The organism is Paracoccus sp. 08 (assembly GCF_024105395.1).
Taxonomy (GTDB): Bacteria; Pseudomonadota; Alphaproteobacteria; order Rhodobacterales; family Rhodobacteraceae; genus Paracoccus; species Paracoccus marcusii.
The window spans coordinates 86,350-109,932 of record NZ_WEKR01000076.1; the positions used below are offsets into that span (position 1 = coordinate 86,350).

Genomic DNA, 23,583 nt, shown 5'->3' on the forward strand with positions numbered 1-23,583 from the left:
GGGGGCAGCAGGCCCCCCGCCCGTCGCGGGACGCAAACGGGCGCGCGGCCTCAGTACAGCCCGCCCGACGACATGGTGCCGAAATCGGTCCGCCCCGGAATGACCCGCCTCTCGCCGGTCGAGGTCGTGATCGCCTGCCCCCTACCGCTGGCCCCGGCTTCCCAGGGCAGGATCACCACCTCGTCGCCAAAGCCCGACACGACGTAGGGTGTCAGCCAGTCGGGATCGGTGCCGTCACGGAAATACTCGGCGATGACGTTCGGGCCGCTGGCATCGTCCGGCAAGCGCTGGCCGGTGATGCGGTCGATCTTGACCCAATAGCCGCCCGGCGGGACGGTGAACTCCGTCCCGCCATACTCGGCCACGGCCTCGCGCATGAAGGCGTTGAAGACCGGAACGCACAGCGTCCCCCCATAGGCCCGTTCGCCCAACGAACGCGGCTGGTCATAGCCCAGATAGCAGCCCGCCACGATGTTGCTGGAATAGCCGATGAACCATACGTCCTTGGCATCGTTGGTCGTGCCGGTCTTGCCCGCGATCGGCACGGGCAGATCGACGCCCGACCCCGAACCGCGCTCGACCGCGCCCTCCAGCATCGAGGTCAGCTGATAGGCCGTGACCGCGTCCATCACGCGTTCGCGGTTGGTGTCGATCACCGGCGCCTGCCCGGCGGGCATGGCCTGCATCGCGCAGGTCTCGCAGACGCGCTGGTCGTGGCGATAGACGGTGCGCCCGCGGCGGTCCTGGACACGGTCGACCAGCGTGGGCTCGACCCGCTCGCCGCCATTGGCGAACATCGCATAGGCGGCGACCATCTTGAACAGCGTCGTCTCCTGCGCGCCCAGGGCGTTGGCCAGGAACGGCGCCAGCGTGTCATAGACGCCGAAATCCTCGGCATACTTGGCGACCCGATCCATGCCGATGTCGTCGGCGATACGGATGGTCATCAGGTTGCGCGACTGCTCGATTCCCGTCCGCAGCGGCGTCGGCCCGTAATGGCGCCCTGACGAGTTCTGCGGTTCCCACAGCCCCTGGGGCGTATTGATGCGGATCGGCTCGTCCACGACGATGGTCGCGGGGGTATAGTTGTTGTCCAGCGCCGCGGCATAGACGAAGGGCTTGAAGGACGACCCCGGCTGGCGCTGTGCCTGCGTGGCGCGGTTGAAGACGCTGCTCTCGTACGAGAACCCGCCCTGCATCGCCAGGACGCGGCCGGTATTGACGTCCATTGCCATGAACCCGCCCTGCACCTCGGGCACCTGGCGCAGGCTCCAGCGGTTGAAATCGGCACCGTCCATCATGGCGCGGACCAGGACCACGTCGCCCACCCGCACCAGATCGCCCGCCACCTGCGCGCGCGGTCCCAGCGTGCGCGTCTCGCGGTCCAGGGGCCGGGCCCATTGCACGTCGGATGCGGGGATCCAGTGACCGTCGGCGTCCTCCTCGATCCCCTCGATGCCGATGCGGGCGTCGGATGCCCCGACCTCCAGCACCACGGCCGGGTGCCAGCCCGGAATGTCGCGCGGCAGGCGCAGGTCCCACAGCGCACCGCGCCAGCTGGCCTCGTCGGTCAGCAGTCCGGCCTCGATCACCTCTCCGGTGCCGCGCCAGACGCCGCGGTTGCGGTCGTAATCCTCCAGCGCGGTCTGCAGCGCGCTTGCAGCCTCCGACTGCAGGTCGGGATCGACGGTCGCGCGGATGGTCAGCCCCCCGCCAAAGAATTCCTCCTGGCCGAACTCCAGGCTCAGCTGGCGGCGGATCTCGTCGGTGAAATAGTCGCGCGGCGGCAGCGCACGGCGGAACGACGGATAGTCCCCGTTCTGCACCGACCGCAGCGGCAGCTTGGCCTCGGCCTCATAGGTGGCCTCATCGATGAAGCCGTTCTGCCACATCTCGCGCAGGACATAGTTGCGCCGTTCGGTCACGCGCTCCTTGGCGGTCACGGGGTGATAGCGGCCGGGCGCCTGCGGCATGGCGGCCAGCATCGCGGCCTCGTGCGGGGCCAGTTCGGACAGCGACTTGTTGAAATAGGTCTGCGCCGCGGCGGCCACACCGAAGCTGTTCTGACCCAGGAAGATCTCGTTCAGGTACAGTTCCAGGATCTGGTCCTTGGACAGGCTGCGTTCCAGCCGCGCGGCCAGGATCAGCTCCTTGACCTTGCGTTCCACGCTGCGGTCGCTGGACAGAAGGAAGTTCTTCATCACCTGCTGGGTGATCGTGGACGCGCCGCGCACGCTGGACCCGCCCGAGACCGCGGCCTCGAAGGCGGCGGACAGAATGCCGCGCAGGTCATAGCCCGGATGGCTGTAGAAGTTCTTGTCCTCGGCGCTGACGAAGGCTTGCTTGATCAGGTCGGGCACCTCGTCGATGGGCACGAAGATGCGGCGCTCCTCGGCGAACTCGTCGATCAGCTGGCCTTCGGCGGAATAGATGCGGCTGATGGTCTTGGGCGAATACTGGGCCAGCGTCTCGTGGCTGGGCAGGTCGCGCGAATAGATCCAGAAGATGCCGCCGACGGTCAGGGCCGCAAAGAACACCCCGGTGACCACCCAGGAAAAGATCGCACCGAAGAAAGACAGGATGGGTCGCAGCACGGGGTCAGCCTTTGTCGGGGTTTCGCCGCGTCTATAGCGGCCACGGGTCCCCCGGTCAAAGCAACACTGGGTGTGTCAGTGACGAAGCAGTCCCGCGCGCGCCTGTTCGTCGCGCCACCACCCGGTCGTGGCCTCGGCCACGGCCTCGACCATGCGGGCGCGCCATTCGGGGTCGGTCAGGTTCGCAAGGTCCGTCTGGTCCGAGATGAACCCCAGCTCCAGCAGGACCGACGCGATGTCGGGCGATTTCAGCACCGAAAACGCCGCCCCCTGCACCGGCCGCCCGTGCAGCCCGATCCCCCGCAGCGCCATGCGCGAGGTCAGCAGCCGCGCGAAGGCCTCGGACCGGGGCTGGGTGTCGGTGCGCGCGAAATCCATCAGCACCGTGGCCAGCGCGTCGTCCTGGCCGCGCAGGTCCATCCCCGCCAGCAGGTCGTCGCGCTGATGGCGCATCGTCAGCTGCTGGCCCGCCCGCGTGTCGGACGAACTGTTCCAGACATAGACCGTGGCCCCCGCCGCCTGCCCCTGCGGCAGCGCATCGGCATGCAGCGACAGCAGCAGGTGGGACCCCGACTGCCGCGCCGCGGTCATCCGGTCCTCCAGCTTGACATAGACGTCGCTGTCGCGGGTCATCGTGACCGTCACGCCTCGCGCCTCCAGGGCGGTGCGCAGCTCCTGCGCGAATGTCAGGACCAGCGCGGCCTCGGTATCGGGGCCCGCCTGCGCGCCGGGGTCAAAGCCGCCGTGACCGGGGTCCAGCGTCACCGCCAGCCCCGTCGCGGTGGCGGGCGGTGGCAGGTCCGCCGGATCGGGCAGGTTGCGCAGCGCCGCCGCGGCCGACGGGCGCGGCGCGAAATCCTCGGGCGCTACGGGGTTCAGGGCGATGCGCAGCCGCGCCTCGGCCCCCTGGGTGCGCATCCCGGCCTCGGCCACGCGGAACGGCCCCGGCAGTTCGATCACCATCCGCGACCAGCCGCGCCGAAAGCTGCCCCACCGGATCGCAGGCGCCAGGTCCTGTCCGAACAGGTCGGCAGGGCTGCGGCCGCTCAGGTCAACGCCCTTCAGATCGACGACCAGGCGCGCGGGATCGCCGACCAGGAATGTCCGCCACGGCACCGGGCGGTCCAGCGCCAGCGACAGCTCCAGCGGCTGAGGGCCAAAGGCGCGGTGCCACCAGCCCTGCGGCGCCTGCGTCAGGGACGACCCGCCCAGGATCAGCCGTGCCGGATCCTGGGCCTGGACCGGCCCCGCCAGCAGCAGCAGGATCAGCAGCAGAAGCCTCATCTGGCCGCCATGAAGGCCGTCAGGCGGGCCAGGCCCTCGGCGATGTCCGCCGTTGCGCGGGCATAGGAAAAGCGCAGCGTGCGCGCGCCGCGGTCGGGGTCGAAATCCAGCCCCGGCGTGACCGCGACGCCCGCCTTGTCCAGGATCTCGGCCGCGAAGGCCACGGAATCGTCGGTCAGGTGCGACACGTCGGCATAGATGTAGAACGCGCCCTCGGGCGGGGCGATGCGGTCAAAGCCCGCGCGCGGCAGCCCCTCCAGCATCAGGCGGCGGTTCTCGGCATAGACGGCGCGGTTGGCCTCGGCCTCGGGGATGCAGTCCAGCGCGGCCAGGGCCGCCACCTGGCTGGCATGGGGCGGACAGATGAACAGGTTCTGGGCCAGACGCTCGACCGTGCGCACCATATCGGGCGGCACGACCATCCATCCGACCCGCCACCCTGTCATGGAAAAGTATTTGCTGAAAGAGTTTACGACCAGAACCTCATCCGTCACCTCAAGCGCGGAATGGCAGCGGTCGGCATAGGACAGCCCGTGATAGATCTCGTCCGATATCACCGCCATGCCCCGCGCGGCAGCGGCCTGGGTCAGGCCCGCCAGCTCCGGCACGGTCAGCACCGTCCCCGACGGATTGCCCGGAGAGGCCAGGATCAGCCCCTGCACGTCGTCGGGCAGATCCTGGGGCCGGGGCTGATAGCGGTCCTCGGGCCGGGTCGGGATGCCGACCGGGGTCAGCGACATCGCGCGCAGGATCTGACGATAGCTGGGATAGCCCGGATAGCCCATCGCCACGCTGTCGCCCGCATCGAACAGCGCCGAGAATGCCAGGATGAAGGCCCCGCTGCTGCCGGGCGTCACGACGACCCGCGCGGGGTCCAGATCGACCCCGTACCAGCGGCGATAGAGGTCCGCGATCCCCTGTCGCAGCGCGGGCAGGCCCAGGGCCACGGTATATCCCAAAGGCTGTTCCAGCGCCTGCGCCAGCGCCTGTCGCGCGCCCAGGGGTGCGGGGGTGCCGGGCTGGCCGACCTCCATGTGGATGACATGGCGACCTGCCGCCTCGGCCCGGGCGGCCACCTCCATCACGTCCATCACGATGAACGGGTCAACCTGTCCGCGCAGGGAGTGTCGCATTCGCTCGGCCTCATTTTTGCCTTGTGATAGCGCGGGACGGCGGCACGCTCCAGCCTTTAGGCGGCGGCGTGCCGTCACGCAGCCGTGTCGGGGGCGTTCTTGCCATCGCGGACGCGGCGGTCCAAGCTGTCGCCCACATCAGACCAAGGGATGCCCCATGACACGCCTGACCGCCGCCTTTTTCCTGGGGACCAGCCTGGCCCTGTCCGCGCCCGCGATGGCCTTCGACATCTCGGCCATGACCGACGATGAAAAGGCCGCCTTCGGCGAGGCGGTGCGCGACTATCTGATAGAGAACCCGCAGGTGCTGATCGAATCGATCAACGTCCTGGAGAACCGCCAGGCCCAGGATGCGGCGCAGACCGACCTGCAGCTGGTCGAGGCCAACAGCGACGCGCTGTTCGACGATGGGCACAGCTGGGTGGGCGGCAACCCGGACGGCGACCTGACCATGGTCGAGTTCATCGACTATCGCTGCGGCGTCTGCCGCCAATTCAACGCCGAGGTCCATGACGCGGTCGAGGAAGATGGCAACATCCGCTTAATCCTGAAGGAATTTCCGATTCTTGGAGAGGAAAGTGTGCTGTCCAGCCGCTTTGCCATCTCGGTCCACCAGATCGCCGGGGACGAGGCCTATGAAAAGGCCAATGACGCGCTGATGACCCTGCGCGCGCCCGCGACGGATGAATCGCTGCGCGGCATAGCCGAAGAGATCGGCGTCGATGCCGACGCGATCATGGCGCATATGGACACGGATGCGGTGAACACGGTCCTGCAGAAGAACCACGAGTTGGGCCAGACGATGGCGATCCAGGGGACGCCGACCTTCGTGATCGGCGACCAGATGCTGCGCGGCGTTCCGCGGGCGGGCGTGGCCCAGACCATCGCCCAGATCCGCGAAAGCATGTGATCAGTCGGCGCTGCTGCGCGAATAGACATCTTCGTAGCGGATGATGTCGTCCTCGCCCAGATAGCTGCCGGTCTGCACCTCGATCAGGACCATCGGCACCTTGCCGGGGTTCTCCATCCGGTGGACGGCGCCAAGGGGCACATAGATCGACTGGTTCTCGGTCACCAGGGTCACGCTGTCGTCGACGGTGACCCGCGCGGTGCCCGACACCACGATCCAGTGTTCCGACCTGTGGACATGGCTTTGCAGCGACAGGGCCGCACCGGGTTTCACCACGATGCGCTTGACCTGAAAGCGGTCTGCCAGGGCCAGCGTCTCGAACCAGCCCCAAGGGCGATGGTCGCGGGGGAACGCCTCGGCCTGCTTGGCGCGCTTGGCCTTCAACGCGGACACGGCCAGCCGCACGTCCTGCGCCCGGCCCCGGTCGGCGACCAGCACCGCGTCCGAGGTCGCCACCACCATCACGTCGCGCAGCCCGATGCCCACGACCTTGAGATCGTCGCTGTCCGACCGCAGCAGCACGTCCTGACAGTCGATCGCGGTGGAATTGCCGTCGGTGACCACGCCGTGATCCGACGGCGCATGGTCCAGCGCCTCGCGCCAGACCGCGTCCCAGCCGCCCAGGTCCGACCAGCGGCCCGAAAACCGCACCACGGTCAGGTTGTCGGCCTTTTCCATCACGGCATAGTCGATCGACTGATCCTCGACCCCGGCCCAGGGCGCCTTGGCCAGCCGCAAGAAACCCAGGTCCAGATGCGCCTGGTCCAGCGCCTGCTGGACCGGCTCCAGATAGGCGGGGGCGTGGGCACGGAACGCCTCGATCATGGTGCGGGCGCTGAACAGGAAGATACCCGCGTTCCACAGATAGTTGCCCGCCGCCAGCATCTGGCCCGCCCGATCGGCGTCAGGCTTCTCGACAAACCGCGCCAGGGGCTGCGGCCCCTCTCCGGCACCGGCCAGTTCCAGATAGCCGTAACCCGTCTCCGGGCGGTCGGGGGTGATACCGAAGGTCACGATGCGCCCCTGGGCCGCGGCCTCTGCACCCTGGGCCACGGTCGCGGCAAAGGCCTGGGCGTCGGGGATCACGTGGTCGGACGGCGCCACCAGCACCAGTCCGTCGGGATCGTCTGCGGCGACCATCAGCGCCGCCGCCAGGATCGCCGGCGCCGTGTTGCGGCCAACGGGTTCGATCACGATGCGGCCCGGCGCGATGCCCGCCTGTTCCAGTTGTTCGGCCACGATGAAGCGGAAGTCGGAATTGGTCATCACCACGGGCGCCGCGAATCCCGCGCCCGACAGCCGCCGGGCCGAGGCCTGGAACAGCGTCTCGTCCCCGGTCAGGGCGGCGAACTGCTTGGGAAAGCTCTTGCGCGACACGGGCCACAGCCGCGTGCCCGAACCGCCCGCCATCAGCACCGGTGTAATCATCGTCATCGCAAACCCCTTGGGCGAACCCCGCCCTGTCATCATTCCTGCCGGTTGCAGCCGGTCGTTCCCGCAGTCAAGGGCCAAGCGCCGTCAGCGTCAAGTCACGCCCTGAAATCGCCGTGAAAAAGACCCCCGTGCACGGGGCCGCGCACGGGGGTCAGTCGTCGCGCGTCTGTGCGCGCTTGCTGCTGCGACGGGCCAGGCCTGTCGGTGGGGAAACGACGCGGGGGGCCGCCTTATTCCCCACCCATGCTCAGCTGCAGCCGCTGGTGCCGCCGCAGGTGTTGCATTTCATGCAGGTGCCGTTGCGCACCAGCGTGTAGTTGCCGCATTCGCCGCAGGGATCGCCTTCGTATCCCTGCATCCGGGCCTTGGCGCGCAGGTCCAGCCCCGTGGCCATCCCCGTCGTGACGGCCGTCACCGATACGCCGGCCTGCAGCGCCATCAGGTCCTGCGGCATCCGCTTGCGCAGATAGCCCGCGCTGCTGATCTGCTTCAGCATCGTCAGCGACTTCAGTTCGGACGGCTGGCTGGGGCGCCCCTCGTCCTCGCCGCCGCCCATCTCGTCGAAACGCGCGCCCTCGGGGGCGACATGGGCCAGGTCGGTGCGGTCCAGATAACTGACGGCCAGCTCGCGGAACACATAGTCCAGGATCGAGGTCGCGTTCTTGATGCTGTCATTGCCCTGCACCATGCCCGCCGGCTCGAACCGGGTGAAGGTGAACGCGTCCACGAACTCCTCCAGCGGCACGCCGTATTGCAGGCCCACCGACACGGCGATGGCAAAGTTGTTCATCATCGCCCGGAAGCCTGCGCCTTCCTTGTGCATGTCGATGAAGATCTCGCCCAGCTTGCCGTCGTCATATTCGCCGGTGCGCAGATAAACCTTATGACCGCCGACGATGGCCTTCTGGGTGTACCCCTTGCGGCGCTGCGGCAGCTTCTCGCGGTTCGACCTGACGATCTCTTTGACGATGACGCGCTCGACGATCTTCTCGGCCAGGACGCGGGCCTTGTCGTGGGTGGACCCGTGGGCCAGGATCTCCTCGGCCTCGTCGTCATCCTCGATCAGGGCGCTGGCCAGCGGCTGGCTCAGCTTGGAGCCGTCGCGATAGAGGGCGTTGGCCTTGATCCCCAGGCTGTGCGACAGCTCGTACGCCGCCAGCGTGTCCGCGATGGTCGCGCTGGAGGGCATGTTGATCGTCTTGCTGATCGCCCCGGAAATGAAGCTTTGCGCCGCGGCCATCATGTGGATGTGGCTTTCCACCGACAGATAGCGCGTGCCGGTCTTGCCGCAGGGATTGGCGCAGTCGAACACCGGCAGATGCTCGGCCCGCAGATGCGGCGCGCCTTCCAGCGTCATCGTCCCGCAGACATGGTCGTTGGCCGCGTCGATCTGCGTCCGGCTGAAGCCCAGATGGCGCAGCAGGTCGAAGCTGGGGTCCGACAGCTTGTCCGCCGGGATGCCCAGGGTGCCGCGGCAGAAATCCTCTCCCAGCGTCCACTGGTTGAAGACGAAGCGGATGTCGAAGGCCGACGGCAGAGCCGCCTCGACCTTGGCGATCTCGGCCGCGCCAAAGCCGTGACCGGCCAGCGATGCATGGTTGATGGCGGGGCAGTTGCCCAAGGTGGCGTGGCCCACCGCGTGGCCCACGATCTCCTCGATCTGCGCTGGCGCATAGCCCAGCTTTTCCAGCGCCGCCGGGACCGACTGGTTGATGATCTTGAAATAGCCGCCGCCCGCCAGCTTCTTGAACTTGACCAGGGCAAAGTCTGGCTCGATCCCGGTCGTGTCGCAATCCATCACTAGGCCGATCGTGCCGGTGGGCGCGATGACGGTGGTCTGGGCGTTGCGGAAGCCGTGCGCCTGGCCCAGGGCCAGCGCCTCGTCCCAGGCCGCGCGGGCCAGCTCGACCAGGCCGACATCCGGGCAGTTCGCGGCGTCCAGCGCCACGGGGGCGACGTTCACGCCCTCGCACGCCGTGCCATGCGCCGCGGCGCGGTGGTTGCGGATCACGCGCAGCATGTGGTCCGCGTTGCGGGCATGGCCCGGGAACGCGCCCAGTTCCGCCGCCATCCGCGCGCTGGTCGCATAGGCCGTGCCGGTCATGATCGCCGACAGCGCCCCGCAGATCGCGCGGCCCTGGTCGCTGTCATAGCCCAGGCCCATGTTCATCAGCAGACCGCCGATATTGGCATAGCCCAGCCCCAGCGTGCGGAAATCATAGCTGCGCTGCGCGATCTCGCGCGAGGGGAACTGCGCCATCAGCACGCTGATCTCCAGCGTGACGGTCCACAACCGGCTGGCATGGACATAGGCGTCGGCGTCGAACCGGCCGTCGGTCCAGAAGGTCAGCAGGTTCATGGACGCCAGGTTGCAGGCGGTGTCGTCCAGGAACATGTATTCGCTGCACGGGTTCGATCCGCGGATCGGCCCGTCCTCGGGGCAGGTGTGCCAGGCGTTGACCGTGTCGTGGAACTGGATGCCCGGATCGGCGCAGGCCCAGGCCGCGTGGCCGATCTGGTCCCACAGGTCGCGCGCAGACACGGTCTTGGCGACCGTGCCGTCGGTGCGGCGGATCAGCTCCCACGGCGCATCCTCGCGCACCGCGCGCAGGAAGGCATCCGTCACCCGGACCGAGTTGTTCGAGTTCTGGCCCGAGACCGACACATAGGCCTCGGAATCCCAGTCCGTGTCATAGGTCGGGAACTCGATGCTGTCGAAGCCCTGGCGCGCGTATTGCAGCACGCGGTTCACATAGGTCTCGGGGATCATCGCGCGCTTGGCGCTGCGGATCGCGGCCTTCAGTGCGTCGTTGCGGGCCGGATCGACCTCTCCGCCGCCGGTGCGGATCGCCGCGAAGATGCCGTTCAGCTCACGCTCGTGCAGCTTGGAGCCGGCGACCAGGGACGCAACCTTCTGCTCCTCGATCACCTTCCAGTTCACGAAGGCCTCGATGTCGGGATGGTCCATGTCGCAGATGACCATCTTGGCCGCGCGGCGGGTCGTGCCGCCCGACTTGATCGCACCCGCGGCCCGGTCGCCGATCTTCAGGAACCCCATCAGGCCCGACGACTTGCCGCCGCCGGACAGCCGCTCACCCTCGCCGCGCAGCGACGAGAAGTTGGTGCCGGTGCCCGACCCGTACTTGAACAGGCGCGCCTCGCGGACCCACAGGTCCATGATGCCGCCCTCGTTCACCAGATCGTCGCTGACCGACTGGATGAAGCAGGCATGCGGCTGGGGATGCTCATAGGCGCTCGTCGATGCGGTCAGCGTGGCCGTCTTGTGATCGACATAGAAATGCCCCTGCCCCGGCCCGTCGATGCCATAGGCCCAATGCAGGCCGGTATTGAACCATTGCGGGCTGTTGGGCGCACCCATCTGGCGGGCCAGCATGTGGCGCATCTCGTCCAGATAGGCGCGGGCATCGGCCTCGGTCGTGAAATAGCCGCCCTTCCAGCCCCAATAGGTCCAGGCCCCCGCCAAGCGGTCAAAGACCTGCGCGGCGCTGGTCTCTCCGCCGAACCGGGCGTCCTCGGGCAGATCGGCCATTGCGGCATGGTCGGGAACGTGGCGCCACAGGAATTCGGGCACGCCCTTTTCGCGGACGGGCTTCAGCCGCGCGGGAACGCCGGCGCGACGAAAATATTTCTGGGCGATGACGTCGCTTGCGACCTGGCTCCAGCCCTCGGGGACCTCGACCGCGTCGTTGCGAAAGACCACCGTGCCGTCCGGATTGCGGATCTCGCTGAGGGTGGTGGTGAACGCGATGCCGCCATAGGCCCCGCCGGTTTCCGTGGTAAAGCGCCGCTCGATCTTCATCCTGCTTGTCCTTCCGGTCCCCTGCGCGCAGCCGCGATCCGCCCGTGCAGGGCGCGTCCGCCCCAGGGGACGGCCGTCAGATCAGGACTGCTGCGACGTTCCTGTGGTCGCCCCCGATAGGACCACCACATCTTGTGCCACACTGGCGATTGCCCACAAACTGCCGCCGCTTCGACGCTGTTTCAACCGAATTTTTTAGCGATCGGCCCCGCGAAAGCCGTTGACAGACAGCCCCATGGCTGCGTGCGGGATTCGCGCACAGAGACGTGCAGGAACAGGCGGTGCACGTGGCATACGGCGTCAAAAACCACGTCCGAACAGTCCCTTGCCGACCGCATTCCACGACTTGTCCACAGGCTTATCCGCAATTCATCCCCCGGTTGCGCACAGCCGATGCAGATCTGCCACGCCCGGCGGAAATCAGCGCATGGGCGTCAGGACACCATCATCGGTCACGATCAGGTCCAGCGGCTGGTCCGTCGGCTCGGCCGGGATCAGATCCAGCTGCTGGCAGGCATAGGCCAGACCGATCGCCGTCACCGGGCCCGATTTGCGCAGCATTTCCAACGTCCTGTCATAGAACCCGCCGCCATAGCCAAGGCGGTTTCCCTGCCGGTCGAACCCCGCCAGCGGAACGATCAGCACGCGGGGCGTCAGCACCTCGGCCGAATCGGCCGGGTGCGCCGTGCCGAAGGGTCCGGGCACCAGGGCCTCGTCGCGCCAGCGGCGATAGACCAGCGGGCGCGCCTTGCCGGTCACCACCGGCAGCACCAGCGGCCCGTCATGCGCGGCCATCGCGGCGCGGGGATCGGCCTCGTCGCGCATGGGCCAGTATCCGGCCAGAACCGTGCCCGCGTGTGGTGCCAGCGTCGCGATCAGGTTGCGCGACAGGGCCTGCCCGTCGCCGCCCGCCGCACGGGCCACCAGCGCCTGCGCGCGCAGCCGGGCCTTGTCCGCGGTCACAGCAGCACCGCCGTGGCCAGCCCCAGGAAGGCCAGGAAACCGATCACGTCGGTCATCATGGTCACGAAGGTTCCCGACGCCAGCGCGGGGTCCGCGCCCAGCTTGTTCAGGCCAAGCGGGATCAGGATGCCCGCCAGCGCGGCGACCAGCAGATTGATGATCATCGCCGACCCGATCACCGCCGCCAGACCCGGATCGCGGAACCAGACCCAGGTGATCGCAGCCATGATGACCCCGAAGAACACCCCGTTGGTCAGCCCCACGATGACCTCGCGCCGGACGACGCGCAGGGCGTTGGCTCGGCTGAGGTCGCGCGTCGCAAGGCCGCGCACCGCAACGGTCAGCGTCTGCGTCCCCGCGTTGCCCCCCATCGACGCCACGATCGGCATCAGCACGGCAAGGGCCACCAGCTGGGCGATGGCGTCCTCGAAGAAGGCGATGACGCTGGCGGCGGCCAGGGCGGTGACGATGTTGGTGGCCAGCCACGGCACGCGCTGGCGCACCGTCTGCATCACGCTGTCCGAGATGCTGGATTCGTCGCCCACCCCGGCCAGGCGCAGGATGTCCTCCTCATGCTCCTCGTCCAGGACCTGCATCGCGTCGTCGATGGTGATGACGCCCACCAGGCGGTCATCGCGGTCCACGACGGGGGCAGAGATCAGGTGATACTGGTTGAAGACATAGGCGACCTCGGCCTCCTCGGCAAAGGCGCTGATGGTGCGAAAGCTGTCCTCGGCCAGCTCGCGCAGCGTGGCGTCGCTGCGCGATGCCAGCAGGCGACCCAACGTGACATAGCCCACCGGATGGCGGCGCGGATCGACCAGGACGATGTGATAGAACTGTTCGGGCAGCCATTCCTCGGCGCGCAGGAACTGGATGGCACGGGCCACGGTCCAATGCTCGGGCGCGGTAACGACCTCGGACTGCATCAGGCGGCCGGCGGAATATTCTGGATAGGCCAGCGACTGCTGGACCGCCGCGCGGTCGCCCGCATCCAGCGCGGCCAGGATCAACGCCCTCTCGGCGTCGTCCAAGTCCTCGACCAGGTCGACGACGTCGTCGCTGTCCATCTCGCGGACGGCATCGTCCAGGACCGCGCGGGGCAGCTGCTCCAGCACCTCCTCGCGGATGGATTCGTCGATCTCGGACAGGACATCGCCGTCGATGCCGTCGGCATAAAGCGTCAGGAAGGCGCGGCGGTCGCCGGGGGTCAGCCGCTCGATCAGGTCGGCGATGTCGGCCGGGTGCATCGGCTCCAGGGCCGCGTCCAGTGCGGCGCGGTCGCCGGCCTCGACGGCCGCGTCGACGCGGTTCAGCAGATCGTCGGTTTCGGTCGCGCGGTTTTCGTCGGCCATGCTGCCCCCTGCGTTCTTGTCGTGTCAGCCGTTCAGCAGATCCAGCGCCGCGCGGTGCAGCGCCTCGGACGCGGCGGCGATCACCTGACCGCCTTGGGCGGCGGACCCGCCCTGCCAGTCGGTCACGATGCCGCCCGCGGCCTGCACCACCGCCAGCGGACCCGCGATGTCATAGGATTGCAGCCCCGCCTCGATCACCAGATCGACCTGGCCCAAGGCCAGCAGGCCATAGGCATAGCAGTCCAGCCCGTATCGCGTCAGCCGCGCCCGGTCGGCCACGCGGCGAAAGGCCGCGGCCTCGGCCGCCGTGCCGATTTCGGGAAAGGTCGTCAGCAGCGTCGCGCGCTCCAGCGGCGTGCCGCCGCGCACGCGCAGCGCCCGTTCGCCCGCGGCCGAGGTCAGCCGGGCATGGCCAAGCCCGCCCTCGAACCGCTCGCCGACATAGGGCTGGTCGATCAAGCCATAGATGACGTCCCGCCCGTCGGACAGGCCGATCAGCACGCCCCAGCTGGCCGCCCCGCACAGGAACGCGCGCGTGCCGTCGATCGGATCCAGGATCCAGGTCAGGCCGCTGGTGCCGGGGGTCGCGCCATATTCCTCGCCCAGGATGGCGTCATCGGGCCGCTCGCGCGCCAGCACGTCGCGCATCGCGCTTTCGGCATCGCGGTCGGCCTGGGTCACCGGGTCGAAATCGGCCGGCCGCTTGTTGTCGGCCGCCAGATCCGCGTGGCGGAACCACGGCAGGATTGCCCGACGGGCAGCGTCTGCCATCAGATGCGCGGTGCGGGTGATCTGGTCTGCGTCCTGCATGCGGCCCCCTGCGTGTCGTCACGCCGGGTGTAGCCTGTCATGCGCCGGGGGACCAGCGGTCAAAGGGGGCCGTCGTCCGGCGGTCAAGCGGCGCGGGACGGCGGCAGGGTCATCCGCCTTCTGGCGGTCAGGCCTTTCAGGCGGCGTCGGACAGGACGCGGGCCAGCTCGAAGATCTGGCGACGCTGCGCCTCGGGCATGGCGTAATAGGCGCGCACCAGCTGCAGCGCTTCCTTGTCGGCGAAGATGTCGCCTTCGACCACGCCGGGAACCTCGCCCTCGGACAGGCCCTCGAAGAAGAAGCTGACCGGAACGTCGACCGCCCGCGCGATGTCCCACAGACGCGAGGCCGAGACGCGGTTCATGCCGGTCTCGTACTTCTGGATCTGCTGGAACTTGATGCCGACCTTGTCGGCGAGTTGCTGTTGAGTCATGCCAATCATCCAGCGACGATGGCGGATACGCTTACCAACGTGAACATCTACACTATGCTTCATTGCCCCAACCTTTTGCAATCTCAGGATGCTCTAGCCCGGAAAGGCACAATTTTCGAGTGTCAACTTGGTTAATCGGGGCTTTCCTGACCATAAAGACAGGTCCAAGGGTGTCCTTGCGGCCATATCGGCATCGCGTTGACTTGGCCAGCGGGGATGCGAACGTGCAGACAACATCCGAGGGCCACAATACATGTCACAAATGATTCGCGCAGCCTTCATCTCGGCCCTGGGTCAGGACCCGGTGATCCGGGATGTTCCGCCCCCCGTGGCCTGTCCCGATCAGGTGCTTTTGCGCATGGGCGCGGCGGCATTGAATTTTGCCGACCTGCTCAAAGCCAAGGGACAGTACCAGGAACCGGCCGATCCGCCCTTCGTGCCGGGGCTGGAGGGGGCGGGCACCGTCCTCTCGGCGCCCGCCGGATCGGGCCTGGTTGCCGGCACACGCGTGGTCGTTTCGGCACCGGGCACGATGTCGCAGGTGATGGCGGTCGATCCGGGGGCCGTCCAGGCCATTCCGGACGCCATGACGCTGGAACAGGCGGCGGGCTTTCAGGTGGCTTATGGGACAAGTCACCTGGCCCTGGCCGGGCGCGGCGCGCTGCAGGCGGGACAGACGCTGGTCGTTCTGGGGGCCGCGGGCGGGGTCGGGCTGACCGCGGTGCAGATCGGCGCCGCGATGGGCGCGCGGGTGATCGGCATCGCGCGCGGCGCCGACAAGGTCGAGGTGGTCCGCCAGGCGGGGGCATCCCACGTGATCGACAGCGCCAGTTGCCCCGATCTGCGCGCGGCGCTGCGCGATCTTGGCGGCGCGGACGTGGTCTATGACCCCGTGGGCGCCGAACCGGGCGAGGCGGCGTTCCGCGCCCTGCGTCCCGGCGGGCGGTTCCTGGTCATCGGTTTTGCCGGCGGTCGCCCCCCGGTGCTGCCCCTGAACCACGCGCTGGTCAAGAACATCGCTATCCACGGCTTCTACTGGGGCGGCTATCGCGGGCTGGACCCGCAGGCGCTGCGGGACAGCATCGACGCGCTGTTCGACCTGTTCCGCGCGGGCCGGCTGGACCCTGTCGCGGGCGCCACCCTGCCCCTGGACGATCTGCCCCAGGGCTACGCCATGCTGAGAGAGCGGCGCAGCGTTGGCAAAGTGGTCATCACGCTGTGATCACGACGCATTTGAGCCAAGCGCGGCATTGAAAAATCCCGCCTTTCCACCGATATTGGACCCAAGCCGGCACTGCGTCGGCATGCCTTCCAAGGGAGACATCGATGGCAGATTACAACACGTACCGTACCGCGCAGGGCGTAGGCCACCGCACGGCGGCGGTCGACCAGGGCCTGCGGGCCTACATGAACAAGGTTTATGGGCTGATGGCGGTCGGCATGGGTGTAACCGCCGCGACCGCCTATGGCACCGCGACCGCCGCCATGACCAACCCGGCCGTGGCCAACACGCTGTACAACTCGCCGCTACGGTGGGTGATCATGTTCGCGCCGCTGCTGATGGTGTTCGCCTTTGGCGCGGCCCTGAACCGGCTGTCCGTCTCGGCGGCGACCGGGGTTTTCTACGCCTTCGCGGCGCTGATGGGCGTCTCGATCAGCTCGATCTTCCTGGTCTATACCGGGGTGTCGATCGTCCAGACCTTCCTGGTCACGGCCATCGCCTTCGCGGGCCTGTCCCTGTGGGGCTATACCACAAAGAAGGACCTGTCGGGCTGGGGCACGTTCCTGCTGATGGGCCTGATCGGCCTGATCGTCGCGTCGATCGTGAACATCTTCATCGCCTCCTCGGCCATGCAGTTCGCGATCTCGGTCATCGGCGTGCTGATCTTCGCGGGCCTGACCGCCTACGACACGCAGAACATCAAGAACACCTACCTGCAGATGCAGGGTTCGGGTGCGGATTTCCTGGGCAAGTCCGCCATCATGGGCGCGCTGAAGCTGTACCTGGACTTCCTGAACCTGTTCATGTTCCTGCTGTCCTTCATGGGCAACCGCGAATAATCCAACGCACCTGCGACATGAAAAGAGGCCCCCTTTCGGGGGCCTTTTGCTTTTGCATGGCGGGGTCTCAGGCGGCCTGCCGGACCGGCGGCAGGGACGATGCCGCCTCGGCCGCGATCTCAAAGCTGCGCAGCCGGGCCGTGTGATCGTGGATCTGGCCGGTCAGGATCACCTCGTCGGGGCGATAGGTCTCGACCAGACGCGACAGCTGGTCGCGGACGCGCTCGCGGTCACCCACTGCACTGATGCGCAGCGCACCGTCGACGGCCTGGCGCATCTGCGCGCCGATCTCGGCGTCGATGTCGCGGACCGGGCGCGGCAGCTTGCCGGGCTGGCCGGTCCGCAGGCGCGCGAAGGCCAGCTGCATCGTCGTGCGCAGATAGGCGGCCTCTCCGGCGTCGTCGGCGGCAAAGACGTTCGCCGCCAGCACCGCATAGGGCTTCTGCCCCCAGGGCGAGGGGCGGAACCGTTCGCGATAGATGCTCAGCGCTTGTTCCAGCTGTTCGGGGGCGAAGTGGCTGGCGAAGGCATAGGGCAGGCCCAGATGCGCCGCCAGCTGCGCGCCGAACAGGCTGCTGCCGAGGATCCAGACGGGGATGTTCGTCCCCTCTCCGGGCAGCGCGCGGACGGCCGCGCCCGCGCGTTCAGGGCCCAGATAGTCCAGCAGCTCGACCACGTCCTGCGGAAAGCTGTCGGCCATCGGATCCCGGCGCAGGGCGCGGATCACCGCGCCGTCACCCCCGGGCGCGCGGCCCAGGCCTAGGTCGATGCGGTCGGGAAAGGCCGTGGCCAGGGTCCCAAAGGCCTCGGCCACGGTCAGCGGCGCATGGTTGGGCAGCATGATGCCGCCCGCCCCCACGCGGATCGTCCTGGTCGCCTGTGCGACCAGTCCGATCAGGACCGCGGTCGCGGCGCTGGCGATGCCGGGCATGTTGTGATGCTCGGCCAACCAGAAGCGGTGATAGCCCCAGCCCTCGGCATGTTGGGCAAGGTCGATCGTGTTGCGGATGGCGTCCTGCGCCGTGGACCCTTCGGGAACCGGCGACAAGTCGAGAACGGAATAGGGAAGATGCTGTGTCATTCCCCTGATCTAGGCCGCCTGCCCCGCTTTGCAATAACGGGACAGGACATACCAGGCAGTCGTTCAGGCCATCTTGCGCAGATAGGTCCAGGTCGGCACCCGGCCGCCCCGCGCGACGGACCAGCTTTCGGCATCGCCCAGATAGACGAAGCCGCAATTGGTCAGCACCCGGGCCGATCCCGGATTGTCCTGAAACGCCTCGGCGAACAGGGTCCGTGCCCCGTGCGGGTTCGCCGCGACAAGGGCCGCCACGGCCTCGGTCGCGAAGCCGGTGTTCCAGAAGCCCGCGCCGATCCAGAAGCCCAGTTCCGACTGCGACCCCTCCATGCGGGTCAGCGACACGACGCCCAGCAGCTCGGCCAGCTTGTGGTCCGACCCGTCGATGGCCCAGACATCCTCGGACCGATCCGCGGCCAGGGAGCGGGCGACGAAACTCTCGGCGGCGCCGCGGGGCAAGGGATGGGGGATGGCGCGCGTGCCTTCGGCCACGCGTCGGTCGGCGGTGTAATGTTCGATCAGGCCGGCATCAGAGGCGCGCAGCGGTCGCAGCGTGAACCGCTCTGTCGCGATCACGGGCTGGGCCGGGCCATCGGCCAAGACGGGCGCAAGGTCGTCCAGACGACTTCCCTCGCGCATGGGTGCAGACATCACCATGTTTCCTCCCCAAGAAACCGATCAATAAATGTGACGATAAAACGGTTCGGGGGACCGGCTCTCGCCGATCCCCCCTTAGCATCAGAATATTACGCTAAGGTTACTCGGCTGCTTCCAGCTCGGCGGGGACGATCGAAATGAACGTCCGGCCCTTCAGGCCCTTCTTGAAGCTCACATGGCCGTCGGTCAGCGCAAACAGGGTGTGATCCTTGCCCATGCCGACGTTCACGCCCGGCCACCAGGTGGTGCCGCGCTGACGTGCGATGATGTTGCCCGCGATGGCGGCCTGGCCACCGAACAGCTTGACGCCAAGACGGCGTCCCGCGCTGTCGCGGCCGTTGCGGGAAGAACCGCCTGCTTTCTTATGTGCCATGGGTCGTTCTCCTTAGGCTTCAGCGGCGTCTTTGGCCGGTTTCTTGGTCTTGGCGGGCGCATCCGCGGCCTCGACCTTCGTGCGGGCGCCGACGGCGGTCTTGACGCCGGTCTTGTCCGCACCCTTGTCCAGCACGTCGGTGACGCGCAGCAGCGTCAGCTGCTGACGGTGACCGCGGGTCCGCTGCGAGCTGTGCTTGCGGCGGCGCTTGACATAGGTGATGACCTTGTCGGCCTTGATCTGCTCGATCACGGTGGCCTGCACGCAGGCACCGGCGACCAGGGGCGCACCCAGAGTCGAACCAACCATCAGCACATCGTTGAACTGGACCGTATCGCCAGCCGCGGCATTCAGCTTTTCAACGCGCAGGACGTCGCCCGCCTGCACCTTGTACTGCTTGCCGCCAGTTTTCAGAACCGCGAACATCGCTTTCTTCCTTCATCACCGCGTCCTGCGGCCCCGACAATGTCGGCGTTGGGGGGCGAACCCCGCCTTCGGACGGCGCACCCTTGTGCGGGTGTCGTTAAAAACAATCGACCGGCCAAGGGCGGTTGCCCTGCCGGTGCGCTGCATTTGCCCGATCCGGGCCTGCCTGTCAAGGCCGGTGCGATGGCGCGGAACCCTGCGGCACCGCGGGGCTTGTACCCTGCCACTGACAGGACCGGACCCCAGCTGATGCAACGCTTCTCCTGCCCGCATTGCGGCACGCGCGCCTATTTCCACAACCTGATCTGTCTGTGCGGAGAGCCGCTGGTCTATGCGCCGGTCTTGCGGCGGATGGTAGCGGACGCCCCCCATTGCGCCAACCGCCCGCGCATCGCCTGCAACTGGGCGGCCGAGGTTCCGGGCGGCTTCTGCGCGTCCTGCGCCATGTCGCATGTCGTGCCGGTGATGAACATCGGCGACAACCAGCGCCTGCTGGCCAGCGCCGAACGCGCCAAGCGGTGGGTTCTGGCCAACCTTGCGGAATGGGACTGGTTCACCCCGGCCGATCCGGGGCGGCGTCCGCGGTTCCTGATGCTGTCCGAACATACCGGCGGGCGCGATCAGCAGATCATCATGGGCCATGCCAACGGAGAGATCACCATCAACGTGACCGAGGCGGACGAGCTGATCCGCCTGAAACGCCAGCTGAAGCTGGGCGAGCAGTACCGCTCGATGGTCGGCCATTTCCGCCACGAGATCGCGCATTTCCTGTTCGACCGCCTGAAGGTCCTGCCCGATTTCCTGCCCGCCTTCCGCGCCGTCTTCGGCGACGAGCGGGCCGATTACGCCCAGGCCCTCAAGAACCACTATGCCGATCCGCGCGACCCGGCAGGCGATTTCATCACCACCTATGCCACCTCGCACCCGCACGAGGACTGGGCGGAGACGGTCGCCCACCTGCTGCACCTGACGGACGTGGCCGACAGCTTCTGCAGCACGCATCTGGACATGCCGGGCGTGCCGCCGGACTATCACCCCTATTCCGAGACCGATCCGTATCGCCTGCTGAACATCGCGGCCGAGATCACCATCGCGGTCAACGACATCAATCGCGCGCTGGACAACAGCGACCTCTACCCGTTCGTGCTGACCGTGCCGGTCCGGCACAAGATCGCCTTCGCCCATGGCTGGCTGCAGAACCACCTTGCCCGCGGCGAGGGGAAGGCCGCCTAGACAGCGGCCTTTTCCTCCAGCGACATCCATTCCTCCTCGGCATCGGCCAGGGCAGCCTGGCGTTCGGACAGGGCCAGGCTGGCCTTTTCGAACTTGGCGGGCGCGGTCTGGAACAGCGTCGGGTCGGACATGAATTCCGACAGCTTGGCGATCTCTGCTTCCAGCTTTGCGATGATGCCGGGCAACGCATCCAGCCGGTGCCGTTCGGTGAAGCTGAGGCCATCGCGCGCGGCCCTGGGCTTTTCCGTCACCGGCACGGCCTTGGCGACCGCGACGGGCTCCTCGACCACTGTCTCGCCGCGCTGCGCCTGGTAATCGCTCCACCCGCCGGCATAGACGGTGGCGCGGCCGTCACCCTCCATCGCCACGGTGGTGTCGGCCACCCGGTCGATGAAATCGCGATCGTGGCTGACCAGCAGCACGGTGCCGTCATATTCGCCCAGCAGGTCCTGCAGCAGGTCCAGCGTCTCGACGTCCAGATCGTTGGTCGGTTCGTCCATGACCAGCAGGTTCGACGGCCGCGCCATCAGCCGCGCCAACAGCAGACGCGCCTTCTCGCCGCCAGACAGGCTGCGGACGGGTGCGCGGGCCTGGGCGTCGTCGAACAGGAAATCCTTCAGATAGGCCACGACATGCTTGGGCTGGCCCCGCACCATCACCTGGTCGGCGCGGCCCGACACGCGCATCTCGGGGTCGCCGGTCAGCGATTCCCACAGCGTCTGGTCGGGGTTCAACGCGGCGCGGGCCTGATCGAAGACCGCGATCTCCAGGTTGGTGCCCATCGTGACCGTGCCTTGGTCGGGGGCGATCTCTCCGGTCAGCATCTTGATCAGCGTGGTCTTGCCCGCGCCGTTCGGCCCGACAAAGGCGATGCGATCGCCGCGCTGGATGCGCAGGTCGAAGGGCCGCAGGATGGTCTTGTCGCCGAAGGCCTTGGCGATGCCGGTGGCCTCGACCACCTTCTTGCCGCTGGTGGTGCCGCTGTCGAACGCCATCGCGGCGGTGCCCTGACGGCGGATCTGGCTGCTGCGCTCGGCCCGCAGGGCGGCCAGGGCGCGGACGCGGCCTTGGTTGCGCTTCCTGCGCGCGCTGATGCCCTCGACGGCCCATCGGGCCTCGGCCTTGATCTTGCGGTCCAGCTTGTGGCGGGCGTCATCCTCGGCGGCCCAGGTCGCCTCGCGCCAATCCTCGAAGCCTTCGAAGCCCCGTTCCTGCCGACGGACCTGGCCACGGTCGATCCACAGCGTCGCCTTGGTCAGGCGGCGCAGAAAGGCGCGGTCGTGGCTGATCAGCACAAAACCCGCACGGGTCTGGGACAGATGGTCCTCCAGCCAGCCGATGGCCTCGATGTCCAGGTGGTTGGTCGGCTCGTCCAGCAGCATCAGTTCGGGCGCCTGCGCCAGCAGGCGGGCCAGCGCGGCGCGGCGACGCTCGCCGCCCGATGCGGTGGCCACGGGGCGGTCGGGGTCGAACTTCAGCCCCTCGGCGGCCATGTCGACGCGGTAATCCTCGCCCGGCTCCAACCCGTCGCGGGCAAACTCGCCAAGCGTCTCAAAGCCCGACAGGTCCGGGTCCTGCTCCATGTAGCCGGTCGAGACACCGGCGGCCAGGACCACCTCGCCCCGGTCGGGTTCAACGAAACCGGCCATCACCTTCATCAGGGTGGACTTGCCCGACCCGTTCCGACCGACCAGCGCGACGCGGTCGCCCGGCTGGACATTCAGGGACAGGCCCTCGAAAATGGGATCGCCGCCATAGGTCAGCGAGATCTCGGAGAGTTGCAAAAGGGGTGCGCGTGCCATGACCGCGCCCTAGCCCGGCGCTGCGTCGGGGTCAATCCACCGGATTGCTTGACAGGTTCGGTCGGAATTGCCACAAGACGCGGGAATTCTGACCAAAGGAGTCAACATGCGTCCCCTGATCATCGCCACGCTGCTGGGTGCCACCGCCATGCCGGCCCTGGCGCAGGAAGTGAACGTCTATTCGCACCGCCAGCCCGAGCTGATCCAGCCGCTGATCGACGCCTTCACCGCCGAGACGGGCATTCCGGTCAACGTGGCCTTCGTCGACAAGGGCATGGTCGAGCGCCTGCAGGCCGAGGGCGACCGTTCGCCCGCCGACCTGGTGCTGACCGTCGACGTGGCCCGCCTGGGCGAGGTCAAGGACGCGGGCGTCCTGCAGCCGGTCGAGGACCCGGCGCTGGAGGCGATCCCCGCCGGCCTGCGCGACGACGAGAACCAGTGGTTCGCCCTGACCACCCGCGCCCGCATCGTCTATGCCAGCAAGGAGCGCGTGGCCGACGGAGAGGTCACCACCTACGAGGATCTGGCCGATCCGAAATGGGAAGGCCGCATCTGCACCCGCAGCTTCACCAACGACTATAACGTCGCGCTGACCGCGGCCTATCTGGCCCATCACGGCGAGGAAGAGACCGTCGCCTGGCTGGAGGGCGTCAAGTCGAACCTGGCCAAGCGTCCCGAGGGCGGCGACCGCGACCAGGTCAAGGCGATCTGGGCCGGCGAATGCGACATCAGCCTGGGCAACACCTATTACATGGGCGCGATGCTGAAGGATGACGAGCAGAAGGAATGGGCCGAATCGGTCCGTATCGTCTTCCCGATCTTCGAGGATGGCGGCACGCATGTGAACGTGTCCGGCGTGGCGATGACCAAGTCCGCGCCGAACCGCGACGCGGCCCTGCAGCTGATGCAGTTCCTGGCCGGCGAAGAGGCACAGCGCATCTATGCCGAAACCAACAACGAGTTCCCCGTGACCGAGGGTGTCGAGCGGTCCGAGCTGGTGGCCAGCTGGGGCGACTTCACCGCCGACGATCTGACGCTGACCGAGATCTCGGACCTGCGCCCGCAGGCGCTGGACCTGATCGAGCGCGTCAACTTCGACGGGTGACGGCTTCTTGCGTCGGGGCCCCAACCCCCCGACGCAAGGAAACTTACAGATGTCCGCAAAAGGCGCAGGCGCGGGCTTGCGCCTTTTTCGTTGCTGACGCAATCATCGCCGC

19 protein-coding genes are annotated in these 23,583 nt (G+C 67.7%); 5 read left to right on the top strand and 14 right to left on the bottom strand.

Going from position 1 to position 23,583, the window contains the following annotated elements:
* Positions 1 to 50: 50 nt before the first annotated feature.
* From GBO37_RS20960 to GBO37_RS20970, 3 genes are all read right to left on the bottom strand, one after another.
* Entirely contained in the window at positions 51 to 2,594 is a 2,544-nt protein-coding gene (locus tag GBO37_RS20960; RefSeq protein ID WP_252930677.1) for a PBP1A family penicillin-binding protein, read from the bottom strand.
* A gap of 75 nt (positions 2,595 to 2,669) precedes the next feature.
* A complete protein-coding gene (locus GBO37_RS20965; protein ID WP_252930678.1) occupies positions 2,670 to 3,878 on the bottom strand; it encodes an N-acetylmuramoyl-L-alanine amidase in 1,209 nt (402 codons plus the stop codon).
* Complete coding sequence (locus GBO37_RS20970) at positions 3,875 to 5,011, bottom strand: pyridoxal phosphate-dependent aminotransferase (protein ID WP_252930679.1); 1,137 nt, start codon at positions 5,009 to 5,011, stop codon at positions 3,875 to 3,877. Before GBO37_RS20970 ends, GBO37_RS20965 begins: the two co-directional genes overlap by 4 nt.
* A 157-nt stretch (positions 5,012 to 5,168) precedes the next feature.
* Here GBO37_RS20970 and GBO37_RS20975 point away from each other — a divergent pair, with 157 nt between their 5' ends.
* Positions 5,169 to 5,921 carry a DsbA family protein gene (locus GBO37_RS20975; protein WP_252930680.1) on the top strand — a complete coding sequence of 251 codons (753 nt, stop codon included), beginning with the start codon at positions 5,169 to 5,171 and terminating at the stop codon, positions 5,919 to 5,921.
* On the opposite strand, the gene GBO37_RS20980 is transcribed toward GBO37_RS20975, so the two are convergent.
* The 6 genes from GBO37_RS20980 to GBO37_RS21005 all read right to left on the bottom strand — a co-directional run bounded on the left by GBO37_RS20980 (position 5,922) and on the right by GBO37_RS21005 (position 14,799).
* Positions 5,922 to 7,355, bottom strand: a complete 1,434-nt coding sequence (locus GBO37_RS20980) for a mannose-1-phosphate guanylyltransferase/mannose-6-phosphate isomerase (protein ID WP_252930681.1) — start codon at positions 7,353 to 7,355, stop codon at positions 5,922 to 5,924. It lies immediately after the preceding gene.
* 247 nt (positions 7,356 to 7,602) lie between these two features.
* Positions 7,603 to 11,175, bottom strand: a complete 3,573-nt coding sequence (locus tag GBO37_RS20985) for a vitamin B12-dependent ribonucleotide reductase (protein ID WP_252930682.1) — start codon at positions 11,173 to 11,175, stop codon at positions 7,603 to 7,605.
* Between the two features lie 420 nt (positions 11,176 to 11,595).
* Positions 11,596 to 12,138, bottom strand: coding sequence for a 5-formyltetrahydrofolate cyclo-ligase (locus GBO37_RS20990; RefSeq protein ID WP_252930683.1), 543 nt, complete (start codon positions 12,136 to 12,138; stop codon positions 11,596 to 11,598).
* A complete protein-coding gene (mgtE, locus tag GBO37_RS20995; RefSeq protein WP_127898294.1) occupies positions 12,135 to 13,493 on the bottom strand; it encodes a magnesium transporter in 1,359 nt (452 codons plus the stop codon). Before mgtE ends, GBO37_RS20990 begins: the two co-directional genes overlap by 4 nt.
* A 24-nt stretch (positions 13,494 to 13,517) precedes the next feature.
* The gene (locus GBO37_RS21000) at positions 13,518 to 14,303 is read right to left on the bottom strand and encodes an inositol monophosphatase family protein (protein WP_252930684.1); all 786 of its coding nucleotides are present in this window, start codon (positions 14,301 to 14,303) and stop codon (positions 13,518 to 13,520) included.
* A 136-nt stretch (positions 14,304 to 14,439) separates the two neighbouring features.
* Positions 14,440 to 14,799 carry a helix-turn-helix domain-containing protein gene (locus GBO37_RS21005; protein ID WP_042244532.1) on the bottom strand — a complete coding sequence of 120 codons (360 nt, stop codon included), beginning with the start codon at positions 14,797 to 14,799 and terminating at the stop codon, positions 14,440 to 14,442.
* A gap of 190 nt (positions 14,800 to 14,989) precedes the next feature.
* Here GBO37_RS21005 and GBO37_RS21010 point away from each other — a divergent pair, with 190 nt between their 5' ends.
* Together GBO37_RS21010 and GBO37_RS21015 are read left to right on the top strand one after the other, a co-directional pair.
* Positions 14,990 to 15,958, top strand: a complete 969-nt coding sequence (locus GBO37_RS21010) for an NADPH:quinone oxidoreductase family protein (RefSeq protein ID WP_252930685.1) — start codon at positions 14,990 to 14,992, stop codon at positions 15,956 to 15,958.
* A 104-nt stretch (positions 15,959 to 16,062) separates the two neighbouring features.
* Positions 16,063 to 16,797 (top strand): Bax inhibitor-1/YccA family protein, encoded by a 735-nt coding sequence (locus GBO37_RS21015; protein ID WP_045999403.1) that lies wholly within the window; start codon positions 16,063 to 16,065, stop codon positions 16,795 to 16,797.
* 67 nt (positions 16,798 to 16,864) lie between these two features.
* On the opposite strand, the gene GBO37_RS21020 is transcribed toward GBO37_RS21015, so the two are convergent.
* From GBO37_RS21020 to rplU, 4 genes are all read right to left on the bottom strand, one after another.
* Positions 16,865 to 17,878: an LLM class flavin-dependent oxidoreductase gene (locus GBO37_RS21020; protein ID WP_252930686.1), complete on the bottom strand. Its 1,014-nt coding sequence runs from the start codon at positions 17,876 to 17,878 to the stop codon at positions 16,865 to 16,867.
* Positions 17,879 to 17,941: 63 nt separating this feature from the next.
* Positions 17,942 to 18,526: a GNAT family N-acetyltransferase gene (locus GBO37_RS21025; RefSeq protein WP_232303256.1), complete on the bottom strand. Its 585-nt coding sequence runs from the start codon at positions 18,524 to 18,526 to the stop codon at positions 17,942 to 17,944.
* A gap of 106 nt (positions 18,527 to 18,632) precedes the next feature.
* Positions 18,633 to 18,905 carry a 50S ribosomal protein L27 gene (gene rpmA, locus GBO37_RS21030; RefSeq protein WP_045999405.1) on the bottom strand — a complete coding sequence of 91 codons (273 nt, stop codon included), beginning with the start codon at positions 18,903 to 18,905 and terminating at the stop codon, positions 18,633 to 18,635.
* Between the two features lie 12 nt (positions 18,906 to 18,917).
* Positions 18,918 to 19,331, bottom strand: a complete 414-nt coding sequence (rplU, locus tag GBO37_RS21035) for a 50S ribosomal protein L21 (RefSeq protein ID WP_139597460.1) — start codon at positions 19,329 to 19,331, stop codon at positions 18,918 to 18,920.
* A 249-nt stretch (positions 19,332 to 19,580) separates the two neighbouring features.
* On the opposite strand from rplU, the gene GBO37_RS21040 reads away from it, so the two are divergent.
* Positions 19,581 to 20,564, top strand: a complete 984-nt coding sequence (locus GBO37_RS21040; RefSeq protein ID WP_252930687.1) for a putative zinc-binding metallopeptidase — start codon at positions 19,581 to 19,583, stop codon at positions 20,562 to 20,564.
* Here the strand turns inward: GBO37_RS21040 and GBO37_RS21045 are convergent.
* On the bottom strand, positions 20,561 to 22,366 hold the full coding sequence (locus GBO37_RS21045) for an ABC-F family ATP-binding cassette domain-containing protein (RefSeq protein ID WP_252930688.1): 1,806 nt from the start codon (positions 22,364 to 22,366) through the stop codon (positions 20,561 to 20,563). The genes GBO37_RS21040 and GBO37_RS21045 overlap by 4 nt on opposite strands.
* 106 nt (positions 22,367 to 22,472) lie before the next feature.
* Between GBO37_RS21045 and GBO37_RS21050 the strand changes: the two genes are divergently transcribed.
* Positions 22,473 to 23,471: a Fe(3+) ABC transporter substrate-binding protein gene (locus GBO37_RS21050; protein WP_252930689.1), complete on the top strand. Its 999-nt coding sequence runs from the start codon at positions 22,473 to 22,475 to the stop codon at positions 23,469 to 23,471.
* The last annotated feature ends 112 nt before the right edge of the window (positions 23,472 to 23,583 follow it).

What these genes read in the sequence shown, in the direction of transcription:
- mgtE (WP_127898294.1), bottom strand. Translation starts at nt 13,493, where the DNA reads ATGGCCGACGAAAACCGCGCGACCGAAACCGACGATCTGCTGAACCGC.
- GBO37_RS21005 (WP_042244532.1), bottom strand. Translation starts at nt 14,799, where the DNA reads ATGAAGCATAGTGTAGATGTTCACGTTGGTAAGCGTATCCGCCATCGT.
- GBO37_RS21010 (WP_252930685.1), top strand. Translation starts at nt 14,990, where the DNA reads ATGTCACAAATGATTCGCGCAGCCTTCATCTCGGCCCTGGGTCAGGAC.
- GBO37_RS21045 (WP_252930688.1), bottom strand. Translation starts at nt 22,366, where the DNA reads ATGGCACGCGCACCCCTTTTGCAACTCTCCGAGATCTCGCTGACCTAT.
- GBO37_RS20975 (WP_252930680.1), top strand. Translation starts at nt 5,169, where the DNA reads ATGACACGCCTGACCGCCGCCTTTTTCCTGGGGACCAGCCTGGCCCTG.
- GBO37_RS21015 (WP_045999403.1), top strand. Translation starts at nt 16,063, where the DNA reads ATGGCAGATTACAACACGTACCGTACCGCGCAGGGCGTAGGCCACCGC.
- GBO37_RS21050 (WP_252930689.1), top strand. Translation starts at nt 22,473, where the DNA reads ATGCGTCCCCTGATCATCGCCACGCTGCTGGGTGCCACCGCCATGCCG.
- rpmA (WP_045999405.1), bottom strand. Translation starts at nt 18,905, where the DNA reads ATGGCACATAAGAAAGCAGGCGGTTCTTCCCGCAACGGCCGCGACAGC.
- GBO37_RS20965 (WP_252930678.1), bottom strand. Translation starts at nt 3,878, where the DNA reads ATGAGGCTTCTGCTGCTGATCCTGCTGCTGCTGGCGGGGCCGGTCCAG.
- GBO37_RS21020 (WP_252930686.1), bottom strand. Translation starts at nt 17,878, where the DNA reads ATGACACAGCATCTTCCCTATTCCGTTCTCGACTTGTCGCCGGTTCCC.
- GBO37_RS20970 (WP_252930679.1), bottom strand. Translation starts at nt 5,011, where the DNA reads ATGCGACACTCCCTGCGCGGACAGGTTGACCCGTTCATCGTGATGGAC.
- rplU (WP_139597460.1), bottom strand. Translation starts at nt 19,331, where the DNA reads ATGTTCGCGGTTCTGAAAACTGGCGGCAAGCAGTACAAGGTGCAGGCG.
- GBO37_RS21040 (WP_252930687.1), top strand. Translation starts at nt 19,581, where the DNA reads ATGCAACGCTTCTCCTGCCCGCATTGCGGCACGCGCGCCTATTTCCAC.
- GBO37_RS20980 (WP_252930681.1), bottom strand. Translation starts at nt 7,355, where the DNA reads ATGACGATGATTACACCGGTGCTGATGGCGGGCGGTTCGGGCACGCGG.
- GBO37_RS21000 (WP_252930684.1), bottom strand. Translation starts at nt 14,303, where the DNA reads ATGCAGGACGCAGACCAGATCACCCGCACCGCGCATCTGATGGCAGAC.
- GBO37_RS21025 (WP_232303256.1), bottom strand. Translation starts at nt 18,526, where the DNA reads ATGTCTGCACCCATGCGCGAGGGAAGTCGTCTGGACGACCTTGCGCCC.
- GBO37_RS20985 (WP_252930682.1), bottom strand. Translation starts at nt 11,175, where the DNA reads ATGAAGATCGAGCGGCGCTTTACCACGGAAACCGGCGGGGCCTATGGC.